This is a genomic window from Bacillus sp. FJAT-27225, assembly GCF_001685025.1.
Taxonomy (GTDB): Bacteria; Bacillota; Bacilli; order Bacillales; family Cytobacillaceae; genus Bacillus_D.
This window is the reverse complement of the sequence record NZ_MAYU01000022.1, coordinates 86,766-110,392: the sequence shown is the minus strand read 5'-3', so window position 1 is coordinate 110,392 and position 23,627 is coordinate 86,766. Positions and strand designations below refer to the sequence as shown.

Below are 23,627 nucleotides of genomic sequence, written 5' to 3'. Positions count from 1 at the left end.
AGATGAATGATCCATTTACTAACCTGAAGAGTTCGATGAAAAAATCAATTTTCAAGGATTTTTCTTTTTCCAATGAAAGAAAAAATGCGGTGAAAGAATCTATTCATATGAGACAATCTCAATCACAATTTCATTCTTGGAAGATAGAAACCATCATAGCTATATTAGAATCGGTTCAGCATGAATCAAAGGATGGCTACAATATTTCTACCCAACTTTTTCGAAAAAATGAACGTACTTTCCAAAAAAACGAAGGGCAGCTTTATACACTTCTACATCTACTAGAAAATAAAGAAATTCTTACTTCAAAATGGATAAACAAAAAGAAATATTACTCCTTAAATTCCAAAGGAAAAAAATACTTAGCTACCTATAAACAAGATAACTCAATACAAGAGTTATCCCTTAAACACTTACTAGAGGAGGCGTCCTTATGAGTTCTCCCAAATTTGAAGAATTTTTATTTAAAGTAATGTCCAAAGTGAAATCTAAGGAAGCACACAACAAGATAAAAAAAGAGCTTACTAATCATCTGCAAGAGTTGAGTCAATCTTACAAAAAGAGAGGATTTTCTCAAGAGGATGCAGATGAAAAGGCCATTCAAGAAATGGGAAATCCATTTACTATTGGAGAGAATTTAAATCCACTCCATAAGCCAAAAGTGGATTGGCTTTTGATTGTTTTATTTGTTATTTTTGCTGGCCTTAGTTTTCTTCCATTAGTTGATGGAATTCCTGATTTCTCCTTATCAAGTACCCATTTTATGTGGCGGCAGGCGATTTGGTACACACTTGCTGTTCTTGTAATCATTGGATTCCTTTTCTTTGATTACCAAAAATTAAAGAACTTTTGGATGTATTTTTATACTGGCGGCTTGCTGATTCATTTATATCTCCATTTATTTGGAATTATGGTCAACGGGGCAAAGAAGTGGGTTTCCCTCCCAGGCCTGACGGTCGATGGCACCATGTTGAGCATGTTTTTCTTTTTTCTTGCATGGGCTGGTATTTTTAACAAGATTAATGAGTTTCAGAATTGGAAAAAACAAGGTCTCCTTTTCGTCTTGTTTTGGACTCCCATCATGCTTTACATGATGGTGCCAGACTTTATGATTAGTATTATTTACTTTCTGTGTATACTTGGGATGTTTGCTTTTGCTCAAATCCATAAAAAATTAGCTGTAAATCTGTCCCTAACAAACCTATTGGCAGGTATCATTTTCATTGCTATGTTCTACATGACCTCCCGCCAAAATTATTTGTTTACTAGATTATCTGCTTTTATAGACCCTACTGCAGATTCAAATGGAGCAGGATATATGTATGTGGCAGTTAGGAATGTCCTTTCACAAGCGGGATGGTTCGGTAACGGACTTACCAACGATTTGAATTTCCAATTGTTACCAGAAGCACATACAGATTTTGCTTTCCCCTTCCTCGTCTATTCTCTTGGTTGGGCATTCGGTATCGTTCTTTGTTTAATCCTACTGATATTTATTTCTAGGATCTCAAAAAATGCGTTTAAAACAAAGGACCTCTATGGGAGATTGATTGTAATTGGTGGTGCTACATTATTTGCGGTTCCTACTGCCTGGAACATCTTGATGAGCTTTGGAATCGTGCCGATAATGGGAGTTTCTCTGCCTTTTATTAGTTATGGAGGCAGTGCGATACTCTTTTACGCTGCTGTTTTAGGACTCATTTTAAATGTTTATCGAAGAAAAGATCTTGTAGAACCCAATATTGCAGATGAAATTAAAAGTTAAAGTCAAACATGTACATGTTGATAAAAAGGGCGACAGCTAAATAATAGTTGTCGCCCTTCCTTATTGAACTATCTGGTGCTTATGTTGAATATGGACAAACAAGAAAAAGGATAAGGGTCATAAGAAAAAGGCAGCGAAATGGCTACCTTTTTCTTTGTGTTATTTTGAACTCTCCTCCAAAACGGAATCCGTAAGTTTCATGGCTGAAAAACTTTTAAATTCTACTACTCACTTTAATTCAATCAAGGTTTCTAAGTCTTTAAAAACAATATAGCTCGCATCGAACAATACAAATTCAGTAATTGTACTCTGGTCAATTTTCGGATAGTTCACTTCGACAATGTCACCTTCTTGCTTGAAGGAAATGGCCTCATGTAGGATATTATTCTCACGATCAGCAAGCTTTGGGAAAATCGGAAAAACTGGCTCTTGATTCACTTGATATCGTATGACAGTTTTCTGGCTCTTTTCCTCAATGCTTACTACTTTAAACTTGGAATGACCGTCAAAGGAGGCTCCTTCTTTATAGGGTACGGTAATCTCATCCCAAATGTAGCCATTTTCTTCTACTTCTTTCCCTTTGTGCGATGATATAAAGGGAAGTAGTTTATACGTATACGTATTGATGCTTCTCGGAACTTCAATTTTCTCTGACATGGTTCCATTAAATGAAGTAAAGGCATTTGGGCTGTTACTGCTCCTGTGTGGTATTTCATAATAGTAAAAACCATCTGGCCCGAGAGCTAAAACGAATAGGTCATAGAAGGGAGTTCCGTTATCTTTCAACAGTTCCTTTTGTTTTAGTGTTGTTGAAGCAAATAAGGTAAGTTTAGATGGAGTCAATGCCACTTCATTAACTTCAAATGAATTTTCCAATCTGTCTGTTTTGGCAGCTACATTCGAGAAGGATAGAAGTTCTTTCTCTTTTTTCAAATAGAAAGAGAACGACCAATCCCCCTGAATTCCATTAATAGTATGAATCTTAACTTCTATGTGAGGCTCCTCAGGAAAATTATGATATGTTTTAAAAACAAGAAAATCTCCCTTGGTTATAAGTTCTTTTGTCTTCATTCCGCCAGATCCTGATAATCCATGGCTAATTCCGTCCACATACCATTCCAAGCTTAAATCAGACAGATCCGCCACCTTTCCAAAATGCGATTTGTCAAATTCCATTCGGTAAGATACAGCCAATTGCTGATCATCCAAATATCCTTCTTCAAGAAAGACCTTAATTCCTTTATCCTCAGCTACCAGTCCTAAAGTTTTCGCTTTTCCTTCTTTAGCAAGCCTTTTTAATCCTCCATCTCTCGTTTTATAAAAAACACTGTCGGTGTAATAAACAGACTTTGCTCCTGGTTCACTCGTTGCCTGTTCAGGATAGTAAGCGGAGAATAACATGGTCCCGATTCCCAGTAAAAGTAGTGCAGCCAAGTTGGTAATTAACTTTTGTTTGTGGATTAGTGAACGCTTTTTTTGCCGTTTTGCATTTTCAATCGCTGCTTGAACTGTTTCATCGAGTTTAGAAGAGACCGTAACACTATCTACCATATTTTCAATATCTCGTTGAAACTTTTCCATAGGTGTCGCCTCCATTCTCCAGTTTTTCTTTTATGGATTGTAACGTTCGATGTAATTGGGATTTAATGGTTCCCACGGGTTTATCGACAATCTTGGCGATTTCGGGGATAGAATACCCATAATAATACCTCAAAAGGATTAACGTCTTTTGCTCTGGTTTTAGCTTTTCAAAAACGTCAGCTAAATCCAATGCTGTAATTGTGCTGTTTTCTTGTGAAATCCCTGGATTGAACCAAGTGGGATCCAATAGGACTACATCTCTTTTTCGTTTTAAATAATCCATTGCTGTGTTTAGTAAGATCCTCGTCATCCAGGTTGAGAAATACTGTTTATCGTTTAACTTTTCGAACCCTTTAAAGCCTTTGATGATGGAATCTTGAACAATGTCGAGGGCATCTTGTTCGTTTCTAACATAGGAAAAAGCAATTTTATAAAGTTTGGTTTGCTCTTTCTTAATTAGTTCTTCAAAGGTCTGACCGTCTTTAGCTGTAAAAAATGATTTTAAAAAGAGCACTGAAATCCCTCCCTTCAGAAAAATAAAGATAAATAAGGATATTAGGTTTAGTCCGGACCTAAACGATAATCACACTATTAGACATTCCTCCAGTTGACTTCGTTCCCTGGAAAGAAAAATAAATTGTATTTTTTCTTACAAAAGTAATAAAAAGGAAATATAAAATCTTATTCTATTATAAAATGAATCTAATGGGGGCTCTATCATTTTCGACAAAATGAATGTCCAGAGGGGAGGACTCTCTGATTAAAAAGGTACTAGCATTTCTTGTTCTATTTTTATTAGTGGGCTGTGAACAGAAGTTCGATCTCGATGCGAATGGCAAATTGGCAATGCAATATCTTTTGGATGAAGGATATACAATAAAATCTTACGATGGAAATTATGTTTATAATGTTTCAAAACAAGATTTGGTCCGTCAACCGCATTATTACATGTGGGGTGTCCAGTCTGTTAGTCCAGACCCTTATATAGGGAAGGATGTAATTCAAGAGCGATTTACGGTAAAGAACCACCCGCTTAGTAAACTATATGGGCCGATAGCTGTATCGGTATTCATCTATAACGGCGAGGTGATTGGGGGAACATCTTTTCCGGCAGAAGGTGGAATGGTTGGTGCCCCACACTCACTTGATGGAAAAACCCTTGAAGAGGTAATAGGCCAAAATGATACACAAAAATGGTGGAAGGAATGGGAAGAAAAATACAGTAAGAACAGTGATCATAAATGAGATACGTTCTACTAGTCGAATCAAATAGAACGATTTTTACAGATAGATATGGAGGGGGAAAATTGGGATATATATCCGAAATCAGAAAGTTAATTGGTAGCAGACCGATTATAAGTGTTGGTGCTACAATCCTGGTCGTTAATGAGAAAAAAGAAATCCTGTTTCAACACCGCTCTGATACATTGGATTGGGGGTTGCCTGGCGGCTCAATGGAGCTTGCTGAGACTCTGGAGGAAGTTGCTTCGCGAGAATTAAGAGAGGAAACAGGACTGATTGCATCACAATTCGAATTGATTGGTGTTTTCTCAGGCCCGCTTTATTATTTCAAGTATCCCAATGGTGATGAAACATATAGTGTCATTAACCTGTTTCGTGCAATGGACGTACGAGGGAGATTAGAAATGAATGATGGGGAAAGTATTGGACTAGAGTATTTCAGTAAAGATAACCTTCCAGGTAACATTGAAAAGAGGGCAAAAGCCCTTATAGAAACTTTAGGTAATAAGGTATGGGAGTTAGAAAGCTCCTTTGATACCAAATAAAATTTAACAATCTATCGTTTTATTAAATGGTTTTGATTAGGCCCCATGTGTTTTTAAGCTAACAGAGTTGGCCGGTTAATGGAAAGGGGGATTGATCATGAAAAAGGGTTTTTTCATTCTGCTATTTTTATTAAATTTTATAGTGTTCGTGTCACCCTTTTTTACTAAAGTGACTGTTGGGAGTGATACTGATCTTAACCACATGCCATTTGGTTTTCCTTTTCCTTTTCTCGTTCAGGACCTATCGAGCTTTGACCCCCCACTCCATTATGATATGTCCATGTCCTCACCTTGGGAACATCCCACATCCATTAACTTGTTATCGTTGATAGCCTCTTTGTTTGTTGTAAATGTATCAATCTATTGTATTTATTTAATCATTCGTCTACAACGCAAGAATTAGAATTAGGTTAAATGATAAGAACCGGTAAATAGGTGTACAGGTAAAGAATAAGGATTAATACCTCTCACTTTTATTCTTACATTAGCAAACCCAGTGGCCGGTTCGTTCCTATGATTCGGTGGGTTGGTCCATAATGGGTTACCCCCTTTTTAATGCAAACGGGCAGTTAAGTCTTTGCTTCAATATTTTCTGGGAATACCACTAGAATAAAAAAAGTACTGATAATTCAGTGCTTTTTTTAGTTGGAAAAAGGAGCCAGTCTTGATTCTTTATATTCGATATAACTATTTCCCAACTAAATTTCAATATTATTAGTGGATACAGAAAAAAATTAAGAAAAATAATTTATTAATAACAAGAAATTACAAATTTATCATCGAAAATTTCCCAATTTTAGACAAAATGCCTATATGTTATATTTTAGTAGCGATGTAAAATAATTACCAACTTAGTCCTGTTAGGGGTTATTATCGCTTAGAATTTACATTATTCCAATAAGGGATATTATTTTTTAGGTGCCAGGAATCATAAAAATTTTTGGATGGACAAGCATAGTAGTAGGCACCCTTATTATTATTGTCTAGTTATGGTTTGACTTTAAACTCGTACGCTTCCCTTTTACTTGGTTCTGTTGTTTCAAAGGTTCTCTTGGACCTCGCTATTGTTAAAACTCTTGAATAATTCTATTTATTTTAGGACTAGTTTAATAGAATGATTCCACATAAAAGATAGTATGTTTTATTTATTTTTCGCCACATTGGAGAGTAAGCCCAAAAGGGGTATGAACAGCTAGTACTCATCTTGAGAAGCTGATCTACATAAAAAAAAAACAGGAGGTAAATGAATGAAAAGTTTGAAAAAGCAAATTGTAGCAGGGGTACTTTCAGGTTGTATCTTGTTTCCCGCAATCTCGGCTGGTGCTATGACACTATATGTTGATGGCACATTGTATACACGAAATCCTTTAACTTCTGGCCCGCAAGGATATGCATGGACTATGGGATATAAGACAATAACTGCTAAAGTTACTGTTAGTAAATCTGGCGAAACGACAAAATCACTATCTGCTTCTAAGAATGCCGGTACTTCTGGGAGTTCTGTAGAAACAGATTGGCTAACAGGTCCGACATATTCATCTGCTGGAACTACATTTAAGTCAACACACACAGGTTATTCATACTATGGAGTTTATGAAACTTTAACTGCAAGTAAGTCATTCTAATTCATAGCTAGAATAATAAACTAACTATAATTATCTTGGCGCATTTTTATGTGTCAAGATAATTTTCTATTTTAATGGGGGCAAAATGAAAAAATATAAAGTTCAGATTATATCAGCAGCTATTACAATGGTTTTCTTGAGTATAGTTACAATAGGGTTTATTTATTTCTTCGGCGTAAAAGACAGTTACCAATTATCATCTGGGATAGCTATTTCAAATACTAACGGGATAATAGATGGATATAAGATTGATTATGAGGACTGCAAAAATGAAGATGGAAACTTTCAATTAAAAATAGAAGTAGGAAGCAAAGAAGCTAGAGAAATAGATTTTGAATTATCAACATTGGTCAATTATGAACAGCAATATTTCAGGAGAGCGGAATCCGAAAATAAAGTGTTAAGTTCGGTTTTATCTGTCAATCAAAACAAAAGAGAAATAATAATCATATTGGATAAAGATGCTTTTGAACTATTTCAAAACCAGTTAGTTATAAACATTAGACAAGATATAAAACAATTGAGTTATAAAAATAAATTAGTTAGAGACTCGAATACAATTAATTTTACATATTATGTTTCAAATGAAGATGGTAAAAATCAAAGTAATAAGCAGGACAACACAATTACCAATATAATTGAAACTCCTTTGGAAGATACAAGTCAGAATGTTGTGTTTGACATTGAAACTGCTAATGGTGATGATCCACTGATTAAAACTAAAAAAAATGAAGATATTTCAATAAATCTAAATGTCGGAGGAAATGAAACAAGACAATATATTATTTGGGCTTATTTAGATTCAAAACAAGCCAAGATAAATGGGAATCCATATGGCACTATCGAAATTAATAAAAATACGATAGGAATTACAAATTTAAATATTGAGAATACAGTTCAACCTGGTATATATGAACTAGAAATATATTGTGTACCATCACCATATGAGGAAATAAGTGAAGAGCTAAAAGAGGTTATTTCAGGAAAGAGGTACACTGTAAAGGTGGAGTGATCATGTATCAGTTTATTTTTCGACAATGGAAAACTAGAAAGGTAACAATTGTATTAATTATTATTGGCTTTTTTATTGGCAGTTTAGTAATGTCACTTGGGACAAGTGCATCTATGGAATCATTAGAATATATAAATGATCAAAAAGGCGGCAATCCTGAACAACAATTAGATGTTTTTTTATCTCGTGATGGAGATTGGAAGCAGAAAGATGTTGAAGATATGGTAGAAAAATTAAGTGAATATGGAGAAGTGCAACTTCTTAGTATGGAGAATCGAAACCTTGATCAATATAATGAGAGCTTTCCAATCGTTCCAGTGTTATTTCATCAGGAACCAAACTGGCATATACCATTAATAGAGGGTAGGTACTTTTCAACAGAAGACATGAAAGAAAATAAATCAATTATCATCGGGAAAAGTATTGCTGAAAAGCATAATATTAATTTAGGAGATAGAGTAGTTATTGAGGATGAAAAATTTCTTGTGATTGGTATTGGAGGGCGTTCTACAAGAGAAACTTCATGGGAGCATGCCATCTATATGCCTTGGAAAGGTTATGTGGGACTATATGAAGATTGTTTTCTCGAAGAAAATAATCTTCATGGTGTCAGCATTCATTTAGAAAGTGGAAAAGAAGAATTTATGCAAAACAGCAACATGCTTATAGAGACGGCAAATGAAAAAGGAATCAAATTAGTTTACGAAAATGTGAGGAATGTAGATTCTAGTTCGTTCCGAAATTCGCTGGTTATCACAATAGTGGCCACAGTACTAATCTTTACCATAGCAATTATCAATATTATTCATTTAATGCTGTATTGGTTAGTGGAGCGGAAAAGAGAAATTGGTATTATGAAAGCTTTAGGAGCGAGCAATGGCTATATTGCTAAAACAGTACTGGTTGAAGTCTTAATCATGTCGATCATTGGCTGCCTGCTAGCGATTTCAGTACAATATCTTGCAATGCTGCTATTATCTGATTCTTCTCTTGGAAAAGAGATTACCTTTCAAGTAACATGGTTAAATTTATTCTTTGCAATGGGTGTGTCTTTGTTTTTTGGAATGATGGCAGCAATTGCTCCTGCGTTGAATGCTATGCGTTTTGAGCCTATCAGTGCTATTAATCGTACGTGAGGTGTTCTATTTGATAAGACTTATTTACCAATCAATGATCAATAAGAAAAGTAAGTTTTTATTGCTGATGGTACAGTTTACAATTGGTTTTACTGCGCTATTATTTGGATTAAGTTCTATATTTAATCTGTTGCAATACAAAAATAGTATAGAAGAATTAGTCCCCTTAGATACGGTTCATGCTTATATCAATGAAAATGATGGTTTAGTAGAAAATAATATAAATAGGATTAATGAATACAGCAATGTTTTTAAACAACTAAGGGAAAAGAACCTAGTTGAAAAACTAGGTTTGTTTGAGGCTATGTATGTTTACGACAGTCCCAATCCACAAGAAACAAAGAATGAATCACGTTTATATATTCTAAACAACGACAGTATTGAAATGTCAAACCTTACTTTACAGGAAGGATCGATGAAACCATTAGAAACCGATGTACATTCTCTTGAAAATATACCTGTCGTTGTTAGTGCTGCAATGAAAGATCAATTTAGACTGGGAAAGACTTATCAGCTGTATTATATCAATGGGCAAACGGACAAGTATGAAAAGATAGCGATTAAGGTTGTTGGGATTTTGGCATCATCTGTACATTTTTGGCCTGGCGGTTCAACATATATTAGCGAAAATATCATGAACAATAAAGAGTTTATCTTAGCTCCTCAATTTAAGGAGTTTGAATTAGCTATGTCATATGCATTCAACTCATTGATTCAATTGCCAGAACACGATACAAGAAAAGACAGCTTGGAGCAAATTAAATTGCTGTTTGAGCAGAATGGTTTGGATATACACTATACGACGTTACAAGATGAAATAGACTCCTATAATGAATCTCGAAAAGTAGTGATCATAGGGACAACAACATTCGCAGCCATTCTTTTGTTACTCTCTTTGTTAGGATGTATCGGTGCTATTTTAGCGAGTATAACTACAAGATACAATGAGTTTGGCATTTATTATTCATTAGGATTTACAAAGAACAATATGATTCGATTGGTATACGGAGAGATAATCGCTGTTTTTGGGGTTTCTTTCATTATAGCTACAGTTTTTTGTAAAATTCTTATTGCAACCCTTCTTGTGAATGAAGCACTTACTATGAATGTATCTGTTATTGCTATTGCATTCGTCATTATGATTATCTGCATTATGCTATCTACAATCATGCCTTTTATAAAACTAAAGAAGATAGAACCAATAGAGATGATTAAAGGAGTGAATAGATAGAGATGAATTGTATTGAGCTAAATGGAATTAATAAACATTTTGAAGTGGGGGAAAGAAAAAATGTCTTAAAAGGCATATCCCTGCACATTAATAGTGGAGAAATGATTGCTATCATGGGGCCGTCCGGGTCGGGAAAATCAACATTACTTAATATTTTGGGACTACTGGATCGACCAACTTCCGGTACATATTACTTGGAAGAGAAAGATACAAATATTTTAAAAGAGAAAGAGAGAGCTTTCACCAGAAATAAGAACATTGGGTTTGTATTCCAAAACTTTAACTTAATCAATGAACTATCCGCATTGGAGAATGTTAAGTTAAATCTGCAATTTTATAATTTGTATAGCAAGAGAAAAGTCGATCATAAAGAGGCATTACGTAGAAGCAAAGAGGCATTAATAGCTGTAGGTTTAGAAGAACACATCAATAAACGACCGTTACAGTTGTCTGGAGGACAGCAACAAAGAGTAGCAATTGCTCGTGCAATAGTGAATAATCCGGCATTTATTTTGGCAGATGAACCAACAGGAGCACTCGACTCAAGTACAACCGAAGAAATTATGCAGGTATTTAAAAGGCTGCATCAACAAGGAAACACACTTATTATTGTTACACATAATAAAGAAGTAGCAAAACAATGTGATCGAATCATTGAAATAAAGGATGGAGAAATAGTTACAAGTGGAAAGAGAGAGGATGGCAGCTAGTACTAGTGTCTGAATGATAGTTTACTAGTAATAGCACAGTATACAGACTCCTTTACGCAAGCAATTATGGTCACATTAATGGGTGCATCTATGGAACAGACTAAAGATGGAACGAACTTAATTAGAAAGCCCCCACGACTATATAGCCTGGGGGCAATCTCATTATTAGGATGGTAACATTGTACATAGCATGGGGCCTCCACCCGTAACCATTTACTATATCCAGGCCAGCCTTTTAAGCTGCTGAATTAAAATCAATACGCCTCTTTATACGTAAACTGTCCGCCGCCCTTTAATTCCTTATCGAAAAAATGAAGAATCAACTCATTTTCAGTTTCAATGCAGTAGTATTGGTCGATGGCAGCTTTTCCACCTTGAAGTACATTGGCAAGCAGAGGTGAGAAAAGCGGCAGGTCAGTCAGGCTTAAATGTTTTGCACCTTTAAAATGGGTTGTATAGGCTTTTTTGAATTGTTGATTGTCGAGTTTGTTCGCTGCATAAAGAGTGTTGCTATCAAGTTGTCCCCAGACGTCATCGGAATAAATGTTTAAAAGCGGTGTTGTGTAGGCTTTGTCGCTCGCCGCAAAATCATTAATATCCTTTTTATACACAAGCTCACTGAAAAACGGGGCGTCGATATTGACAACGGCACCGATATCATTGCGCTCTCTGCCTAATTTAACACTTGCCGCACCGCCCATTGAGTGGCCAAACACACCGATTTTATCTGTATTTATATATTGATAGACCGAATCGCTATCATTTTTGGCTTTTTCAAGGACCGTATCAATGACAAAGTTCATATCGTCTGTCCGCAGTTTCATCCATTTTTGAATTAGCTCATTAAGTTTTTCCCTCGAGTACACTTCCTTCTCGGCATTCAGATTGCTGATTTCCCTTTGATAATCCGAATCGATTGTAGCGACCGCCCCGTCCTCTGACCGGGTGAAAAAGGAGTGATACGGATGGTCGATTGAAACGACAACATAACCATGGCTGGCAAGCTCCTTATAAGTAGAAGTATTGCTTGATTTTACCCCGGTTGCTCCATGTGAGAATACCAAGAGCGGGTAGGTTTCTTCCGATTGTTTCGGATACCAGAATTCAACATTCACGAATCTGTTTTCACCTTTACTGGAAAATTCCTCGATGCGGTTTTTGTCTGTATATGTGTAAGAAGCAGTTGCGATTTCATAATCACCTGTTATCTTTGGAGCCCGATGTTCTGGAAAAATAACCGCAGGTGCCAGGGCAAACACGAATGTCATGACCACTCCAATCGATTTCACCACAATCGCAGAAGGCTTGTAATTACGAGTAGGTTTGTTGCGGATCAGAGATATAGTTGCTTTTAACGCGAATGCGAAAAGCAGGGCTGCAAACAATACCCAGCGCAAGCTCCATTCAATGGCTGGTGTCAGTGTAAGGATAACAAAGAGTATAAAAGCTGAAATCCTGACCAGATTCTTTAATTTTTTGTGAGTTTGCTTCGTTGCCATACAGTAGATTGCAAAGCCAATCTCGAAAACCAGAACAACTACTAATAATAAATTTCCCATCCGATTTTACCCCTTCTTTTCCAGTGATTTTTTATGAACTCATCATAAAAAAACGCCTGAAAAAAGTATATAGAAAAACGATAAGTTGCAGCTACGGGGCTATAAGTTGCAAAAAAGGCTGGGAGTTAAAAAGTTAAAGGGTTCAGTTTTAAATTTCAAAACCTTAATTAACAAGTAACTATCGTATATAAATTTGTATTAGAACAAGCAACCTGGTAAGTAAATCAGAAAAAAATGCCTGGAGTTCATCAGACTCCAAGCAACAATATTTATTGAAGAATCTTTTCTAAAACACAACAATAGATTATTCGTTTTCCTAAAGTCCAGTGGCATGCAAAAAACCCGGCTTTTGATTGTGATTAGGATACAATCCTTGCTAGACTGTCAATTCCTACCGCCCACCATGATGAAAGAACCTATCCTTTTTCGTGAATCTCTTTTTCAATCGCTTCAACATGCTCTTCTCTTAGCTTTTGGCTTGGCTGAGGATGAAACCAATGGATTTCTCCTTCGTGAACAAGCCCTTTGAACTCGTGTCCATGCACTTTAAAAGTAACTTGGCGACGCTCGTGTGGTCGGTCTTCAAACGCTTGTGTCATTTCAAGGTCATCAATCCAATTGAAAACCCCATGTTCCCCCAGCAATTTACGAATTTTATTTTCGATCTTTGCTTCTTTTTCCTCACCAAGTACTTGTTTTGGATATGGATGCATCCACGTAATTTCACCATCGTGAAAATGACCTTTAAACTCATTGTCATCGACTGTAAAAGAAAATTCGTGCCTTTGGTGCACTGGGTGGCCATTAAGTATTTGTTCAACTTCAAAATCCCTGACCTCTGGATGTTCTGCATTTTCTTTCATCATTGTTTTCCTCCTAAGAAATCCCATATAGTTAAGAGGATGTCCCAAATCGCAGAAAAAATGAGGGAAGTAATAAAAAGGTCTAAGATTTTAATAAAAATGCAAAAAAAGTTGAAAAACATGTTAAATAACTTACAACAAAGCATGGTATTTCGTGAGCTGCGTCTATTTAAGTATGACCAAGCCTTATGAATCATTTCATACGAGTGAGTGAAGAAACCCTCACTTAATACAGGTTTTTATAGCTAATTCAGTTCGATCGCGATAAGTAGAAAAACAATCTAAAACCCACCCTTAACGGAGAGCACATGGGAGCGGGTATATTCAAGCGAAACCGGTTTGGACTGTCATACCAAAAAAAGCTTTAGCCTATAATTTATTGCTTAACGCCTTCAGTTTTTCGTTAATTTGCTGGGCTTCTTTTTTATCTTTTTTCCAGGAAAGCAGGCGGACGATGAGATAAATCACGGCAATCTGCAGTGCCAAGATAATGCTCTCCGTCCCACTAGTCACTATGTCAAAAATGCTGGCAAGCGTAAGCAGCAAAATTTCCAAACTGATAAAGTGGACGGCTATTCTGATTCGTCTTTCCTTCTCGCTAAGCTCATGCGGAGCATACAAAATAAACGACAATAAAGAACTTATAAATGCAAAAGCCATAATGGTGTAAATCGATTTCAAATCAAACGCCATTTCCGGAATATATAATTGCCGTAAAAAGGTGATAAGAATGATGATGGAGGCGAAGATCATCAAAAAATCCCTCGTAATTTTTTGGACAAGTTCTGTAAGTTTCATATTCTTTATCCTCCCTTTACAGTCCAAGGATGTTTTTTAGGACAGGTACATATTGCCTGGAGACAACAGCACGTTCCCCGTTATCTAGCACTGCTTCAAACCGGCCGCTTAAGGACGGTCGAATAGAAGAGAGTTTAGCGATGTTCAAAACAGTTGACTTGGAAGCGCGAAAACAGTTCTTGCCTTTGCACAGTTCCTCCAGCTCATAGAGCTTTTGTTTAACTTCATAGACGCTGTCCTTGCAGTACCCAAAAACCTTTCCGTCAACCGCCTCGAAATAGTAGATGTCCTTAAGATTGATTCGGTACACCTGGTCATGTTGATATCCCAGTATAAAGAGGTCATCCGTGGTCAGCTTGTTCACAATTTCGTTAATTTCGTCATCGACCTCATGGCATCGAATGAGGATTTCTTCCCCAAGGTCCATGCTTATTTCTTCTATTGAAATTTTCAATGTCATCACCCTTTGGAACCATCATCTTATTCTATAATCTTATCAATTTTAAATTGAACGATATACAATAATTTACTCAACTGCCAATTTATTTTAAAATTTTTGATAAAGGGGGAGAGATCCCCTAAAATAGAATGTTTGGGCAGTATTTATATTAGGAGGAGACATATGTATGTTCTACAAGTTATTTAAGGATGAGTACGACACACAAGCAGAAATGAAGGTCAATTATAGAGAAGCGGTACGAGCTGTCATTCTTTCACAGGATAAAATATTGCTCGTCCAAAACAATAAAGGAGATTATAAGTTTCCTGGCGGTGGTGTGGAAAAGAATGAAAGCCATGTCGATGCTTTGATCAGAGAAATTGCTGAGGAAACTGGCTATGTTGATTGTGAAGTAGGACAGCAAATCGGAGTGGTAGTCGAAAGCCATATTGATGAATTTGATTCAAACGCTATTTTTCAAATGAAGTCATATTATTATGAATGTACGATTAGAACACCGAAAAAGGCAGATCAACTATTGGATGGATATGAGCTTGATTTGGGATTTACCCCTGTTTGGGTCACAATTGGGGAAGCCATTGAGGAAAACGATAAATTGTGTGCAGAGCTCGAACATAATGGTTGGATTAGGCGGGAAAATTATGTTCTGGAACTATTGAAAAAGAGCGCACTCCGATGAAAAGGACGGAGGGACTGGTGCGCGACTCCGTAATTTTCATGATACACGACAGGACTGTACATAGAATAGCTAAATAGACTCAATCTCCCGACTCTCGCTGCTAATCGATTGTCTTATGGAAAAAATTATTCATGCATTGGTGCTATACAAGTTTGGGATGTCCTGATATGATTAGCACATCACCAAATTAAATAACATAAGAATATGGATAAATGATGGATTACGGACCGAGGCATAAATGCCGTATCCAATTTAGTAAACTACCGAGAAAACTTAAAGGTCGATTAGAAGCAGTATTCAAAGGCATTCTAATCCGATCTTTAGGTTTTTAATTTTTTTCATTTTAGCTGAAAGGATTGTATCGGGTGAAAAAAGCAGTGCTGTTTTTGGCTCAACTATGTTTGATTTGGGCTGTGTATCAATGTTCTATTTTCATCGTCAGGTATTTCCATTTGCCTATACCGACGAGCGTGTTAGGTATGATCCTTTTATATCTATTGTTATCAAGCAAAATCATTCAATTACGGTATATCGACAAGGGTGCAGCATTTTTAAATAAACACCTCGGCTTTTTTTTCATACCGATTGCTGTTGGTTTGATGAACTATGGAAGCCTGATCAATTCCGTTGGTTTGCAATTACTCATCATGATTGCAGGAAGCACGATTATTGGACTAATGGTTGCAGCAAAGTTGACAGAGTACTTATCTAGAAGGGAGCCGGGCAAAGATAAACACTCTCACTCTAGTTAGTATTTCAGTCACTATCGTCTTCTATGTGGTTGCGGTTACTCTATCCAAACGTGTCAAATCCCCATTCACAACCCCCATACTGACAGCAACCGCACTGATTATTGTATTCCTGCATTTACTGGATGTCAGCTATGAACAATATCAACCAGCCAAAGACTGGATCACATACATGTTAGGACCTGCGACGGTTGCGCTTGCAGTTCCTTTGTATAAGAACCGGCTGATCATAAAGGAAAAATTTATTCCTGCTATTATTGGATTGGTTATTGGTACGATGTCAACAATAGCGAGTGCAATTTTCATTTCTAAACTACTGGGATTTTCTGAATCCATCCAAAAAGCATCAGCAGTCAAAGCAGTCACAACTCCTGTTGCGATTGAAACCGTCATGCTTCTTGATGGAAACCCTTCACTTGCGGTCGCATTTGTCATAATCGCTGGTGTTTTCGGAGCGGTATTTGGTCCAATCATCCTAAATGCACTGAAAATTTCCGATCATTTTTCACGGGGATTTGGACTGGGGACTGTCTCCCATGCGATAGGTACGAGCCAAGCTTTATCCGAGGGCCCCATTCAAGGAGCTGCAGCAAGCGTAGCAATGGGATTCGCAGCTATTATCACATCGATTATTCTGCCATTGGTATATACCATCTTTCATTTATAAAAAAGTCCCGCCATCTCTGTTGTTCGCGGGACTTGGAGAAGAAATCAGATAAGTGTTGAAGTGGGCGTAAACATCAAATGCAGGCGGTTATATAGTTTAAGTTGTAACCAATCCACAACTGAAGCAGACAACATAAAGGAAAAAGGAGGATATCCTGATAGCTCTAGCTATCAGGATATCCTCCTTTTTGCGCCTTATGTGGAACAGAACTCGGTAGTGTGAGAAGGTGGCTAAGTACCTTGCCCTATTGGAATTATGTGTAAACCCTAGAAAGAATATTCGTCCGCAAGCAATTTCTAGAAACGGAATGCTTGATGTTTTATATTTAGGCTCTTACATCAGTAACAACGGCCTAAAAGCAAACATATTTTGTTGAGGAGAGTACACGAATTATCTGATGGATGTTAATTGCCCAAACTTCAATCCACTCTCAGCGTCAGGTGTCAGCTAACCTGATAATAAATACAAAGGAGAAGAAAAATGCATAATTTTCAAAATCAATTACAAAGCTTGGAAATGGCCCCATACCAAGTTGGCGAGTTAAATCATCTGGATCCTTATAGTGAGGATGCACGTCAATTTGGTATGTTTGGAGGGTTTGGCCGTTGCGGAGGCTTTCATCGTTGTGGCGGTTTTCGCTGCTTTAGTTGCTTTAGCTGTTTTAGTTGTTTCTTCAGTTGTTTCTTCAGTTGTTTTAATTGTTTTAGATGTCATCGCTGTTGGGGTTAATCGTTCATTTCAAAATTTCGGTGATTTAAAGATAAAAAGCAGTACCCTTGCATGATTGCAGGGGTACTGCTTTTTAGTTAATCATAACGGACAAATTAAACTACATAAAATGGTAGTGCATAGTTGGAATCGATTAGAAATAAGGAGGAGCAGAATGACAAAACTGAACTCGTCCACGCGCCTGAAAGTAAAAAGAGATACAGTTTATCTACCCGACCCAGAAGGTGGTGTGTATTTTAGAAATAACGAAAGCTCATTCCGCATGAAAGGCAGTACCATTTATCACTGGATTGAAACACTGATGCCGATGTTCAATGGGGAGCAGACATTGGGAGAACTAACAGCGGGACTAACGGTTCCGTATCAGACCAGAGTATATGAGATTGGTGAAACGTTATGCCAGAATGGCTTTGTGCGAGATATCAGTCAAGATCAACCTCATCAATTAAAACGTACAGTTCTTGAAAAATATTCTTCGCAAATTGAATTTATTGAGAACTTTGTTGATTCTGGCGCGTACCGCTTTCAGGAATTCCGTCAGGCTAAAGTTCTGGCTGTCGGAGCTGGTCCCATGCTTGTTTCATTAGTGAGTGCATTAATTGAATCGGGTCTACCTAAATTCGATTTTATGGTAACGGAATCGATGCCTACAAAAAGGCAGCGAATTCATGAGTTAGTGGAGAATGCCCGTGAAGCTGATGCTGAGGTGGAGGTTAAAGAGGTTCCATTCGAAAAAGAGGCAAACCAAATTTTTTGGAAACAAGCTGTAAGAGACTATGATGGGGTTCTATATGTCTCACAGGATGGAAATGTAAATGAACTAAGGACTCTTAATAGTGTTTGCAAGCAGGAAAGAAAGGTATTCGTGCCAGCCATTTGTTTTGAGCAAGCAGGGCTATCAGGTCCAGTCGTTCATCCAGAATCAGATGGATGCTGGGGGTCAGCATGGCGCCGCCTTCATCAATCTGCCGTTGGAGTTGAACCGCAGCCTAACAACTTCTCTTCAACAACAGGATCAATACTGGCAAATGTCCTTGTATTTGAATTTTTCAAGAAAGCTGTTGGAATTGCAGGTCCCAATCAAAGTAATCAAATTTATCTGCTTAATCCTGAAACATTAGAAGGCAACTGGTTATCATTCATTGCACACCCGTTGGTTACATCTGCAGATACAACTCCGAGGCTGGTTGAAGACATTGGTTTAAGGATGGGGCATGAATCTAACAGAGATTCTCCACCTAATGAACTATTGGACTATTTCAGTGGGTTAACTTCTGAAGAGATTGGAATTTTCCATTCATGGGAGGAACGGGATTTAATACAGCTTCCCCTGGCACAGTGCTTTGTTCAAGCAGTTAATCCAGTTTCCGAAGGTCCAGCAGACCTTCTTCCGGAAGTGATATGTGCCGGTTTAACACATGAGGAGGCCAAAAGGAATGCCGGGTTGACGGGTATTGAAATGTATGTTTCACACTTGATCGATCCCAATGTCAGGGGAATTAATAATCAGGATCATCATGTTGACTCGAGCGTTTCAGAGGGCTTTATCGGTATCGGTGCAGGGGAAACAATCGAAGAGGCCGTTTGCCGAGGGCTGCAAAACTATTTAGATGAAGAATTAAAAGAAAGAAACGAAGCTCAACCAGGCACGGGCACGATTTTAGATTTGCAGCAAGAATCAATAGAAGATAAGAATTGCAGATATTATTTAAAGGCACTGAACACCTTAAATGGTCCGGTGATCATCGAGTTAAGAGACGATATTCTCGGTTTTCCTGTCATACGGGTAAGGTCGAATGGCGAAAGTTTCACGAAGGCAGGGTTAACTTTAACGTATGCCTTGCAAAATGCATTACAACAAGCGCTTTTAGTTGCACAAAACCAGGCACATTCAGTGGTGGGGCAGAAAAAAGAACCAGCCGATTTTCGGGGAAAAAAGGCAATCAAACTCAACATTCCTTCTTGTAATGGACTGAATCAATTAGAATTGCTGCAGTCTTCCATTGGAGTCTTAAAAGAAAACCGGAAACGCTTAGTTGTTTATGATCTCTCGTTCGAACCTTTTTTAAAAGAAGAATTAGCAGGGGTGTATGGTGTACAGGTTCGGGAGGAGGGAACATAATGGCTGCCCAAGTACTAATGGATGGAAAGGGTTTGTTAGCGGATTTTGTCTATAATCAATTATCCGGAAGCTTTTCCATTAAGCGTCAAAGTATCGAAGAAGACATTCCGTCTGAAATAGAATTAGCACTGGTCCTCCACGATTCCTGGCATCCAAAGGCACATCATAAAGCAGAAGAACGTTTTAGGGCTGAAGGTATCCCATGGCTTCGAGGTTTCGTCTCGTTCGGGGAAGGAATCATCGGTCCGTTCGTACGGCCGGATACACAGGGGTGTTCTTGCTGCGCCGATATCCGTCGTATTATTGCAGGGCCAGATCGTCAAGAAATGTGGAATCTTCAAGGGAAAATCGCAGCAGAAGAAAGTGTACAGAAAGATGCTTGGGTATCGCGAATGGGATTATCTCAAATGGCAGAGTTAATAAGCAATGAAGTGCGGAGGATTCTTCAGGGAGAACCCAGTAACGTAAAGGAAAAAGTGTTCATGATGAACCTGAAAACGTTATCGGCCTCTCTTCACTTTTTCTTGCCTGACCCATCGTGCCCAATATGCAGTTCATTACCCCATGATATACCCGAATTAGCTCAAATTCGACTGGAATCCAGTCCTAAAATTAATGGTAGCGGTTATCGCAGCCGTTCAATGGACGAATTAAAAACTGGGCTGGTTAAAGATTACCTCGATCCACGTACCGGGCTTATGAATGGAAAAATGCAGGATGTTAGACTGCCGTTTGCTGATGTTTTAGTGAACATGCCTTTGTTTGAAGGGAATGAGGGAGTAGCAGGAAGGACGAATTTTTATGATATGAGTGAACTGACTGCTATCTTGGAAGGCTTGGAGCGATATTGCGGAATCGAGCCCCGTGGAAAAAGGACAGTCGTTCGGGATAGTTATCACCATTTAGAAAATAACGCATTAAATCCTGCGAGTGTAGGTGTCCATGAATCTGAGCAATATGAAAAGCCTCATTTTCCTTTTAAAAGGTTCGATCCTGATGCTCCAATGGATTGGGTATGGGGCTACTCATTTTTACAAGAACGGCCAATTCTGGTTCCAAAATTACTTGCCTATTATAGTTTAAGCTGCGGGGAGGGCTTTATATATGAAACCTCCAACGGATGTGCATTAGGCGGGAGTTTGGAGGAAGCGATTTTCCATGCCATTATGGAGGTCGTCGAGAGGGATTCATTTTTGTTAACGTGGTATGCCAAGCTATCCCTCCCACGGCTTGATCTTCGTTCTGCTAACGATAAAGAATTACAGCTGATGGTGGACCGTATTCAAGATGTGGCCGGATATGACCTTTATTGTTACAATTCGACGATGGAACATGGAATTCCAAGTGTTTGGGCCATAGCGAAAAATAAAAGGTCGAACGGTGTAAACATTATTTGTGCAGCAGGTGCAAACCCGGATCCCATAAGGGCTGTAAAGAGCACGATTTTCGAGCTTGCCGGAATGATGTTTAGAGATGATGAAAAATTGGAGACAAACAGGAAGAAATATGAAAGGATGCTCCAAGATCCTTTCGCAGTCCGTACCATGGAGGACCATGGGATGCTTTACGGTCTGCGAGAAGCGGAGGAACGGCTGAATTTTTTATTAAATGACCATCGTCCCCTCCGTACGTTTTCTCAGGAATTCAAGGAGCCACCGGCCCATGCTGATTTAAAAGATGATCTACTGGATATTCTTCAGACGTTCCAGCGTTTGAACCTTGATGTGATTGTAGTTGACCAAACCACGCCCATCACCAAACGAAATGGATTATTTTGTGTCAAAGTAATCATTCCCGGTATGCTGCCAATGACCTTTGGGCATCACCTTACCCGGGTGAAAGGGCTGGAAAGGGTGCTTACGGTACCGATGCAGCTAGGATTTGCGGCGAAACCCTTAACGTATGAACAGCTTAATTCATTTCCCCATCCATTCCCATAGTGGAAGATTAGGAGGACAAACGTTTTGGAGCTAGAAACATTTCTGCACCAACTGCATTTTGAAACTGAAAAATGCTTTCCGCCAGATTGGAAGGTAGATTGGGAAGACGCGCCGCTTCCTTATAAATTATACCGAGGCTTGCCAGAGATTCCTCTAACCGCAGACGTGCCCTTAACTCTCGGAAAAAGAGAAGCTAAGCTGAGTCCCAGCCTTGAGGAGCTTGGCCATTTCTTATGGTATGTGTACGGTTTGACTCAATTCTCTCAAACTCCAGCTTTACCTGATGGGATTGATGGGAAGAATGTGAGTTTCACACAATCGTTACGAAGGTCTGTTCCCGCAGGGGGGGCGCTGTATCCGAATGAATTATATGTGTATATCAAGCTGGAAGACGCCCCTAAAGGAATTTACCATTACGACGTGGCGCATCATCGTCTAATTTTGGTAAGGGAAGGAAATTACGACGGCTACTTATCCAGAAGCCTTGCGGATAGCCTTGCTATTCCAGACTGCTTTTGCACTGTTTTTGTCTCAACGGTTTTTTGGAAAAACTTCTATAAGTACAATAATTTTTCTTACAGGCTTCAAGGGCTGGATGCTGGAGTGGTCATTGGCCAATCCCTGGAAGTGGCCAATGTGATGGGATTCTCAACGCGGGTTTGTTATCAATTTCTTGATCGGTCACTTAATCATTTACTAGGATTATCTGACCAAGAGGAAAGTGTATATGCGGTTATTCCCTTAAGCACGAAACCAATAAAAGTTGGCAACGAGAAAAGAGATAGGGTGTCTGCATCTGAATTGTGCAAGGAAGTACCGGAGCTAAATCATGCTACCTATAATCGTTCAAAAAGAGTTTTTGATTATGCGATGATGAGAAAAATGAATGAAGCATCGATGGTTGAAACAACACAATCCTTTGTAAAATGCAAAAAAAATAATGCCCGGAATTCCTTAAGTACAGAGATGGTCTTTCTGCCATTCACCGAGGATTTCTCGTACGATTTGGCATCTGTCTGCAGGGAGCGGTACTCTCCTGAGCGGGATTTTACGTTAGGAAAAGTAAGTCGAACACAAGTATCCACTTTATTAAAAGAGACACTTTCATTCTTGTATCAACATGATCTTGACGATGGACTGGACCATATTGACAACCGAGTTTCCTTATATGGCTGTTTTAATCATGTAGAGGGAATTCCTGACGGTGCCTATTCGTATGACAATCGCACTCATGCACTACAGAGAATAGCAAGTGGGGATTACCGGGAGTTTTTACAATATGGGTTAACGATGCCCAATGTAAATTTGTATCAAGTTCCACTCTGTATGCATGTGGTTGGAGACAAGAATCACCTCAAGGAGATATTGGGGTACAGAGGGTACCGCATTCAACAGATGGAAGCGGGCATTCTTGTGCAAAGGCTGCTCCTGGTGTCTGGTGCTTTGGGAATGGGTGGCCATCCATTGCTGGGATTTGATGTGAACCACTCAGATGAACTATACAGGATTGATTCTAAAGAGAAAACCAGTCTGATTCAAATTCCTGTCGGACCATACCGGCCGCGCGCCTGGTTAAGAGGGAGTTTGCTTAGTTAGGAAAGGAAAACGAAACGTACTTTTTTTCATGGGAGAACAGTGGGGGATGAAGAAGCCCCCACTGATTGAAGTTTTACTTTACATCGACATTTCACCATTGTCATAGTTAAGCTGCCAATGGATTCCCAATTTATCTGTCACTTGGCCATAAAGCTTGCTCCAGAAGGTTTCCTGCAGTTCCATTTCAACTTTACCGCCATCTTTTAGTTGTTCATACCAGGATTTTAAATCTTCGGTATTTTTACTGATTAGTGCAAGTGTAACGTTGTTGCCTTTTACAAAGGGCTGGCCAGGGAAGGTATCAGAAAACATGACATTGCTTCCATCGATGTTAAGACGAGCGTGCATCACTAAATTTTTTGCTTCCTCAGGAAGCGGGTATTCCGGACTTTGCGGTGATTCACCAAAAGTCATAATTTTTGGTGTCTCTGTTTTAAATACCCCTGCGTAAAATTCGACTGCTTCCCGGCAATTGCCATTAAAAACAAGATAAACATCAACAGCCATTCAACATCCTCCTTATAAATTAGTAATCTGTACAAGTTCATTCTATCCGATATATTCAATCATAGACGAGCTTCAATCCAAATAGTAATTAAATATTAATTTTTATTTCAT

The 23,627-nt window shown here is 38.4% G+C and carries 23 protein-coding genes; 16 read left to right on the top strand and 7 right to left on the bottom strand.

Translation table 11 applies throughout. The features are described 5' to 3' along the window. Positions 1–2 precede the first annotated feature (2 nt). Together A8F94_RS16595 and A8F94_RS16590 are read left to right on the top strand one after the other, a co-directional pair. Positions 3–437 carry a PadR family transcriptional regulator gene (locus tag A8F94_RS16595; RefSeq protein ID WP_066202743.1) on the top strand — a complete coding sequence of 145 codons (435 nt, stop codon included), beginning with the start codon at positions 3–5 and terminating at the stop codon, positions 435–437. Continuing rightward, positions 434–1,765, top strand: a complete 1,332-nt coding sequence (locus tag A8F94_RS16590) for an FtsW/RodA/SpoVE family cell cycle protein (RefSeq protein WP_066202740.1) — start codon at positions 434–436, stop codon at positions 1,763–1,765. Before A8F94_RS16595 ends, A8F94_RS16590 begins: the two co-directional genes overlap by 4 nt. 228 nt (positions 1,766–1,993) lie before the next feature. On the opposite strand, the gene A8F94_RS16585 is transcribed toward A8F94_RS16590, so the two are convergent. Together A8F94_RS16585 and A8F94_RS16580 are read right to left on the bottom strand one after the other, a co-directional pair. Next, entirely contained in the window at positions 1,994–3,346 is a 1,353-nt protein-coding gene (locus A8F94_RS16585; RefSeq protein WP_066202738.1) for a DUF4179 domain-containing protein, read from the bottom strand. Continuing rightward, positions 3,321–3,860, bottom strand: coding sequence for a sigma-70 family RNA polymerase sigma factor (locus A8F94_RS16580; RefSeq protein ID WP_077247781.1), 540 nt, complete (start codon positions 3,858–3,860; stop codon positions 3,321–3,323). The genes A8F94_RS16585 and A8F94_RS16580 overlap by 26 nt, the downstream gene beginning before the upstream one ends. Positions 3,861–4,081: 221 nt before the next feature. On the opposite strand from A8F94_RS16580, the gene A8F94_RS16575 reads away from it, so the two are divergent. The 7 genes from A8F94_RS16575 to A8F94_RS16540 all read left to right on the top strand — a co-directional run bounded on the left by A8F94_RS16575 (position 4,082) and on the right by A8F94_RS16540 (position 10,847). Then, positions 4,082–4,591, top strand: a complete 510-nt coding sequence (locus A8F94_RS16575; protein ID WP_077247780.1) for a hypothetical protein — start codon at positions 4,082–4,084, stop codon at positions 4,589–4,591. Between the two features lie 62 nt (positions 4,592–4,653). Beyond that, entirely contained in the window at positions 4,654–5,133 is a 480-nt protein-coding gene (locus A8F94_RS16570; RefSeq protein ID WP_066202732.1) for an NUDIX hydrolase, read from the top strand. Between the two features lie 1,247 nt (positions 5,134–6,380). Next, positions 6,381–6,758 carry a hypothetical protein gene (locus A8F94_RS16560; RefSeq protein ID WP_066202728.1) on the top strand — a complete coding sequence of 126 codons (378 nt, stop codon included), beginning with the start codon at positions 6,381–6,383 and terminating at the stop codon, positions 6,756–6,758. Positions 6,759–6,843: 85 nt separating this feature from the next. Beyond that, on the top strand, positions 6,844–7,770 hold the full coding sequence (locus A8F94_RS16555) for a hypothetical protein (RefSeq protein WP_066202725.1): 927 nt from the start codon (positions 6,844–6,846) through the stop codon (positions 7,768–7,770). 2 nt (positions 7,771–7,772) lie between these two features. Continuing rightward, entirely contained in the window at positions 7,773–8,906 is a 1,134-nt protein-coding gene (locus A8F94_RS16550) for an ABC transporter permease (RefSeq protein ID WP_066202723.1), read from the top strand. A 10-nt stretch (positions 8,907–8,916) separates the two neighbouring features. Next, the gene (locus A8F94_RS16545) at positions 8,917–10,137 is read left to right on the top strand and encodes an ABC transporter permease (protein WP_066202721.1); all 1,221 of its coding nucleotides are present in this window, start codon (positions 8,917–8,919) and stop codon (positions 10,135–10,137) included. A gap of 2 nt (positions 10,138–10,139) precedes the next feature. After that, on the top strand, positions 10,140–10,847 hold the full coding sequence (locus tag A8F94_RS16540; protein WP_066202718.1) for an ABC transporter ATP-binding protein: 708 nt from the start codon (positions 10,140–10,142) through the stop codon (positions 10,845–10,847). Positions 10,848–11,101: 254 nt separating this feature from the next. Here the strand turns inward: A8F94_RS16540 and A8F94_RS16535 are convergent, their stop codons facing one another. The 4 genes from A8F94_RS16535 to A8F94_RS16520 form a co-directional block, all read right to left on the bottom strand. Beyond that, entirely contained in the window at positions 11,102–12,406 is a 1,305-nt protein-coding gene (locus tag A8F94_RS16535) for an alpha/beta hydrolase family protein (RefSeq protein WP_066202714.1), read from the bottom strand. A 416-nt stretch (positions 12,407–12,822) separates the two neighbouring features. Further along, a complete protein-coding gene (locus A8F94_RS16530) occupies positions 12,823–13,272 on the bottom strand; it encodes a hypothetical protein (protein WP_066202711.1) in 450 nt (149 codons plus the stop codon). Positions 13,273–13,638: 366 nt separating this feature from the next. Next, the gene (locus A8F94_RS16525) at positions 13,639–14,067 is read right to left on the bottom strand and encodes a DUF3021 family protein (RefSeq protein ID WP_066202708.1); all 429 of its coding nucleotides are present in this window, start codon (positions 14,065–14,067) and stop codon (positions 13,639–13,641) included. Between the two features lie 16 nt (positions 14,068–14,083). Then, the gene (locus A8F94_RS16520; protein WP_254660882.1) at positions 14,084–14,527 is read right to left on the bottom strand and encodes a LytTR family DNA-binding domain-containing protein; all 444 of its coding nucleotides are present in this window, start codon (positions 14,525–14,527) and stop codon (positions 14,084–14,086) included. Between the two features lie 166 nt (positions 14,528–14,693). Between A8F94_RS16520 and A8F94_RS16515 the strand changes: the two genes are divergently transcribed. The 7 genes from A8F94_RS16515 (at position 14,694) to A8F94_RS16485 (ending at position 23,009) form a co-directional block, all read left to right on the top strand. Further along, positions 14,694–15,206, top strand: a complete 513-nt coding sequence (locus A8F94_RS16515) for an NUDIX hydrolase (protein ID WP_066202699.1) — start codon at positions 14,694–14,696, stop codon at positions 15,204–15,206. A 365-nt stretch (positions 15,207–15,571) separates the two neighbouring features. Then, entirely contained in the window at positions 15,572–15,958 is a 387-nt protein-coding gene (locus A8F94_RS16510) for a CidA/LrgA family protein (RefSeq protein WP_066202696.1), read from the top strand. After that, positions 15,936–16,622 carry an LrgB family protein gene (locus A8F94_RS16505; protein ID WP_066202693.1) on the top strand — a complete coding sequence of 229 codons (687 nt, stop codon included), beginning with the start codon at positions 15,936–15,938 and terminating at the stop codon, positions 16,620–16,622. Before A8F94_RS16510 ends, A8F94_RS16505 begins: the two co-directional genes overlap by 23 nt. 480 nt (positions 16,623–17,102) lie before the next feature. Further along, positions 17,103–17,351: a heterocycloanthracin/sonorensin family bacteriocin gene (locus A8F94_RS25115; protein WP_077247777.1), complete on the top strand. Its 249-nt coding sequence runs from the start codon at positions 17,103–17,105 to the stop codon at positions 17,349–17,351. A 154-nt stretch (positions 17,352–17,505) separates the two neighbouring features. Continuing rightward, positions 17,506–19,473 (top strand): putative thiazole-containing bacteriocin maturation protein, encoded by a 1,968-nt coding sequence (locus A8F94_RS16495; protein WP_066202685.1) that lies wholly within the window; start codon positions 17,506–17,508, stop codon positions 19,471–19,473. Continuing rightward, positions 19,473–21,413 (top strand): TOMM precursor leader peptide-binding protein, encoded by a 1,941-nt coding sequence (locus A8F94_RS16490; RefSeq protein WP_066202683.1) that lies wholly within the window; start codon positions 19,473–19,475, stop codon positions 21,411–21,413. Before A8F94_RS16495 ends, A8F94_RS16490 begins: the two co-directional genes overlap by 1 nt. A gap of 24 nt (positions 21,414–21,437) precedes the next feature. After that, the gene (locus A8F94_RS16485) at positions 21,438–23,009 is read left to right on the top strand and encodes a SagB family peptide dehydrogenase (RefSeq protein ID WP_066202680.1); all 1,572 of its coding nucleotides are present in this window, start codon (positions 21,438–21,440) and stop codon (positions 23,007–23,009) included. Between the two features lie 78 nt (positions 23,010–23,087). Here the strand turns inward: A8F94_RS16485 and A8F94_RS16480 are convergent, their stop codons facing one another. Further along, positions 23,088–23,516, bottom strand: a complete 429-nt coding sequence (locus A8F94_RS16480) for a VOC family protein (protein WP_066202677.1) — start codon at positions 23,514–23,516, stop codon at positions 23,088–23,090. Positions 23,517–23,627: the final 111 nt, after the last annotated feature.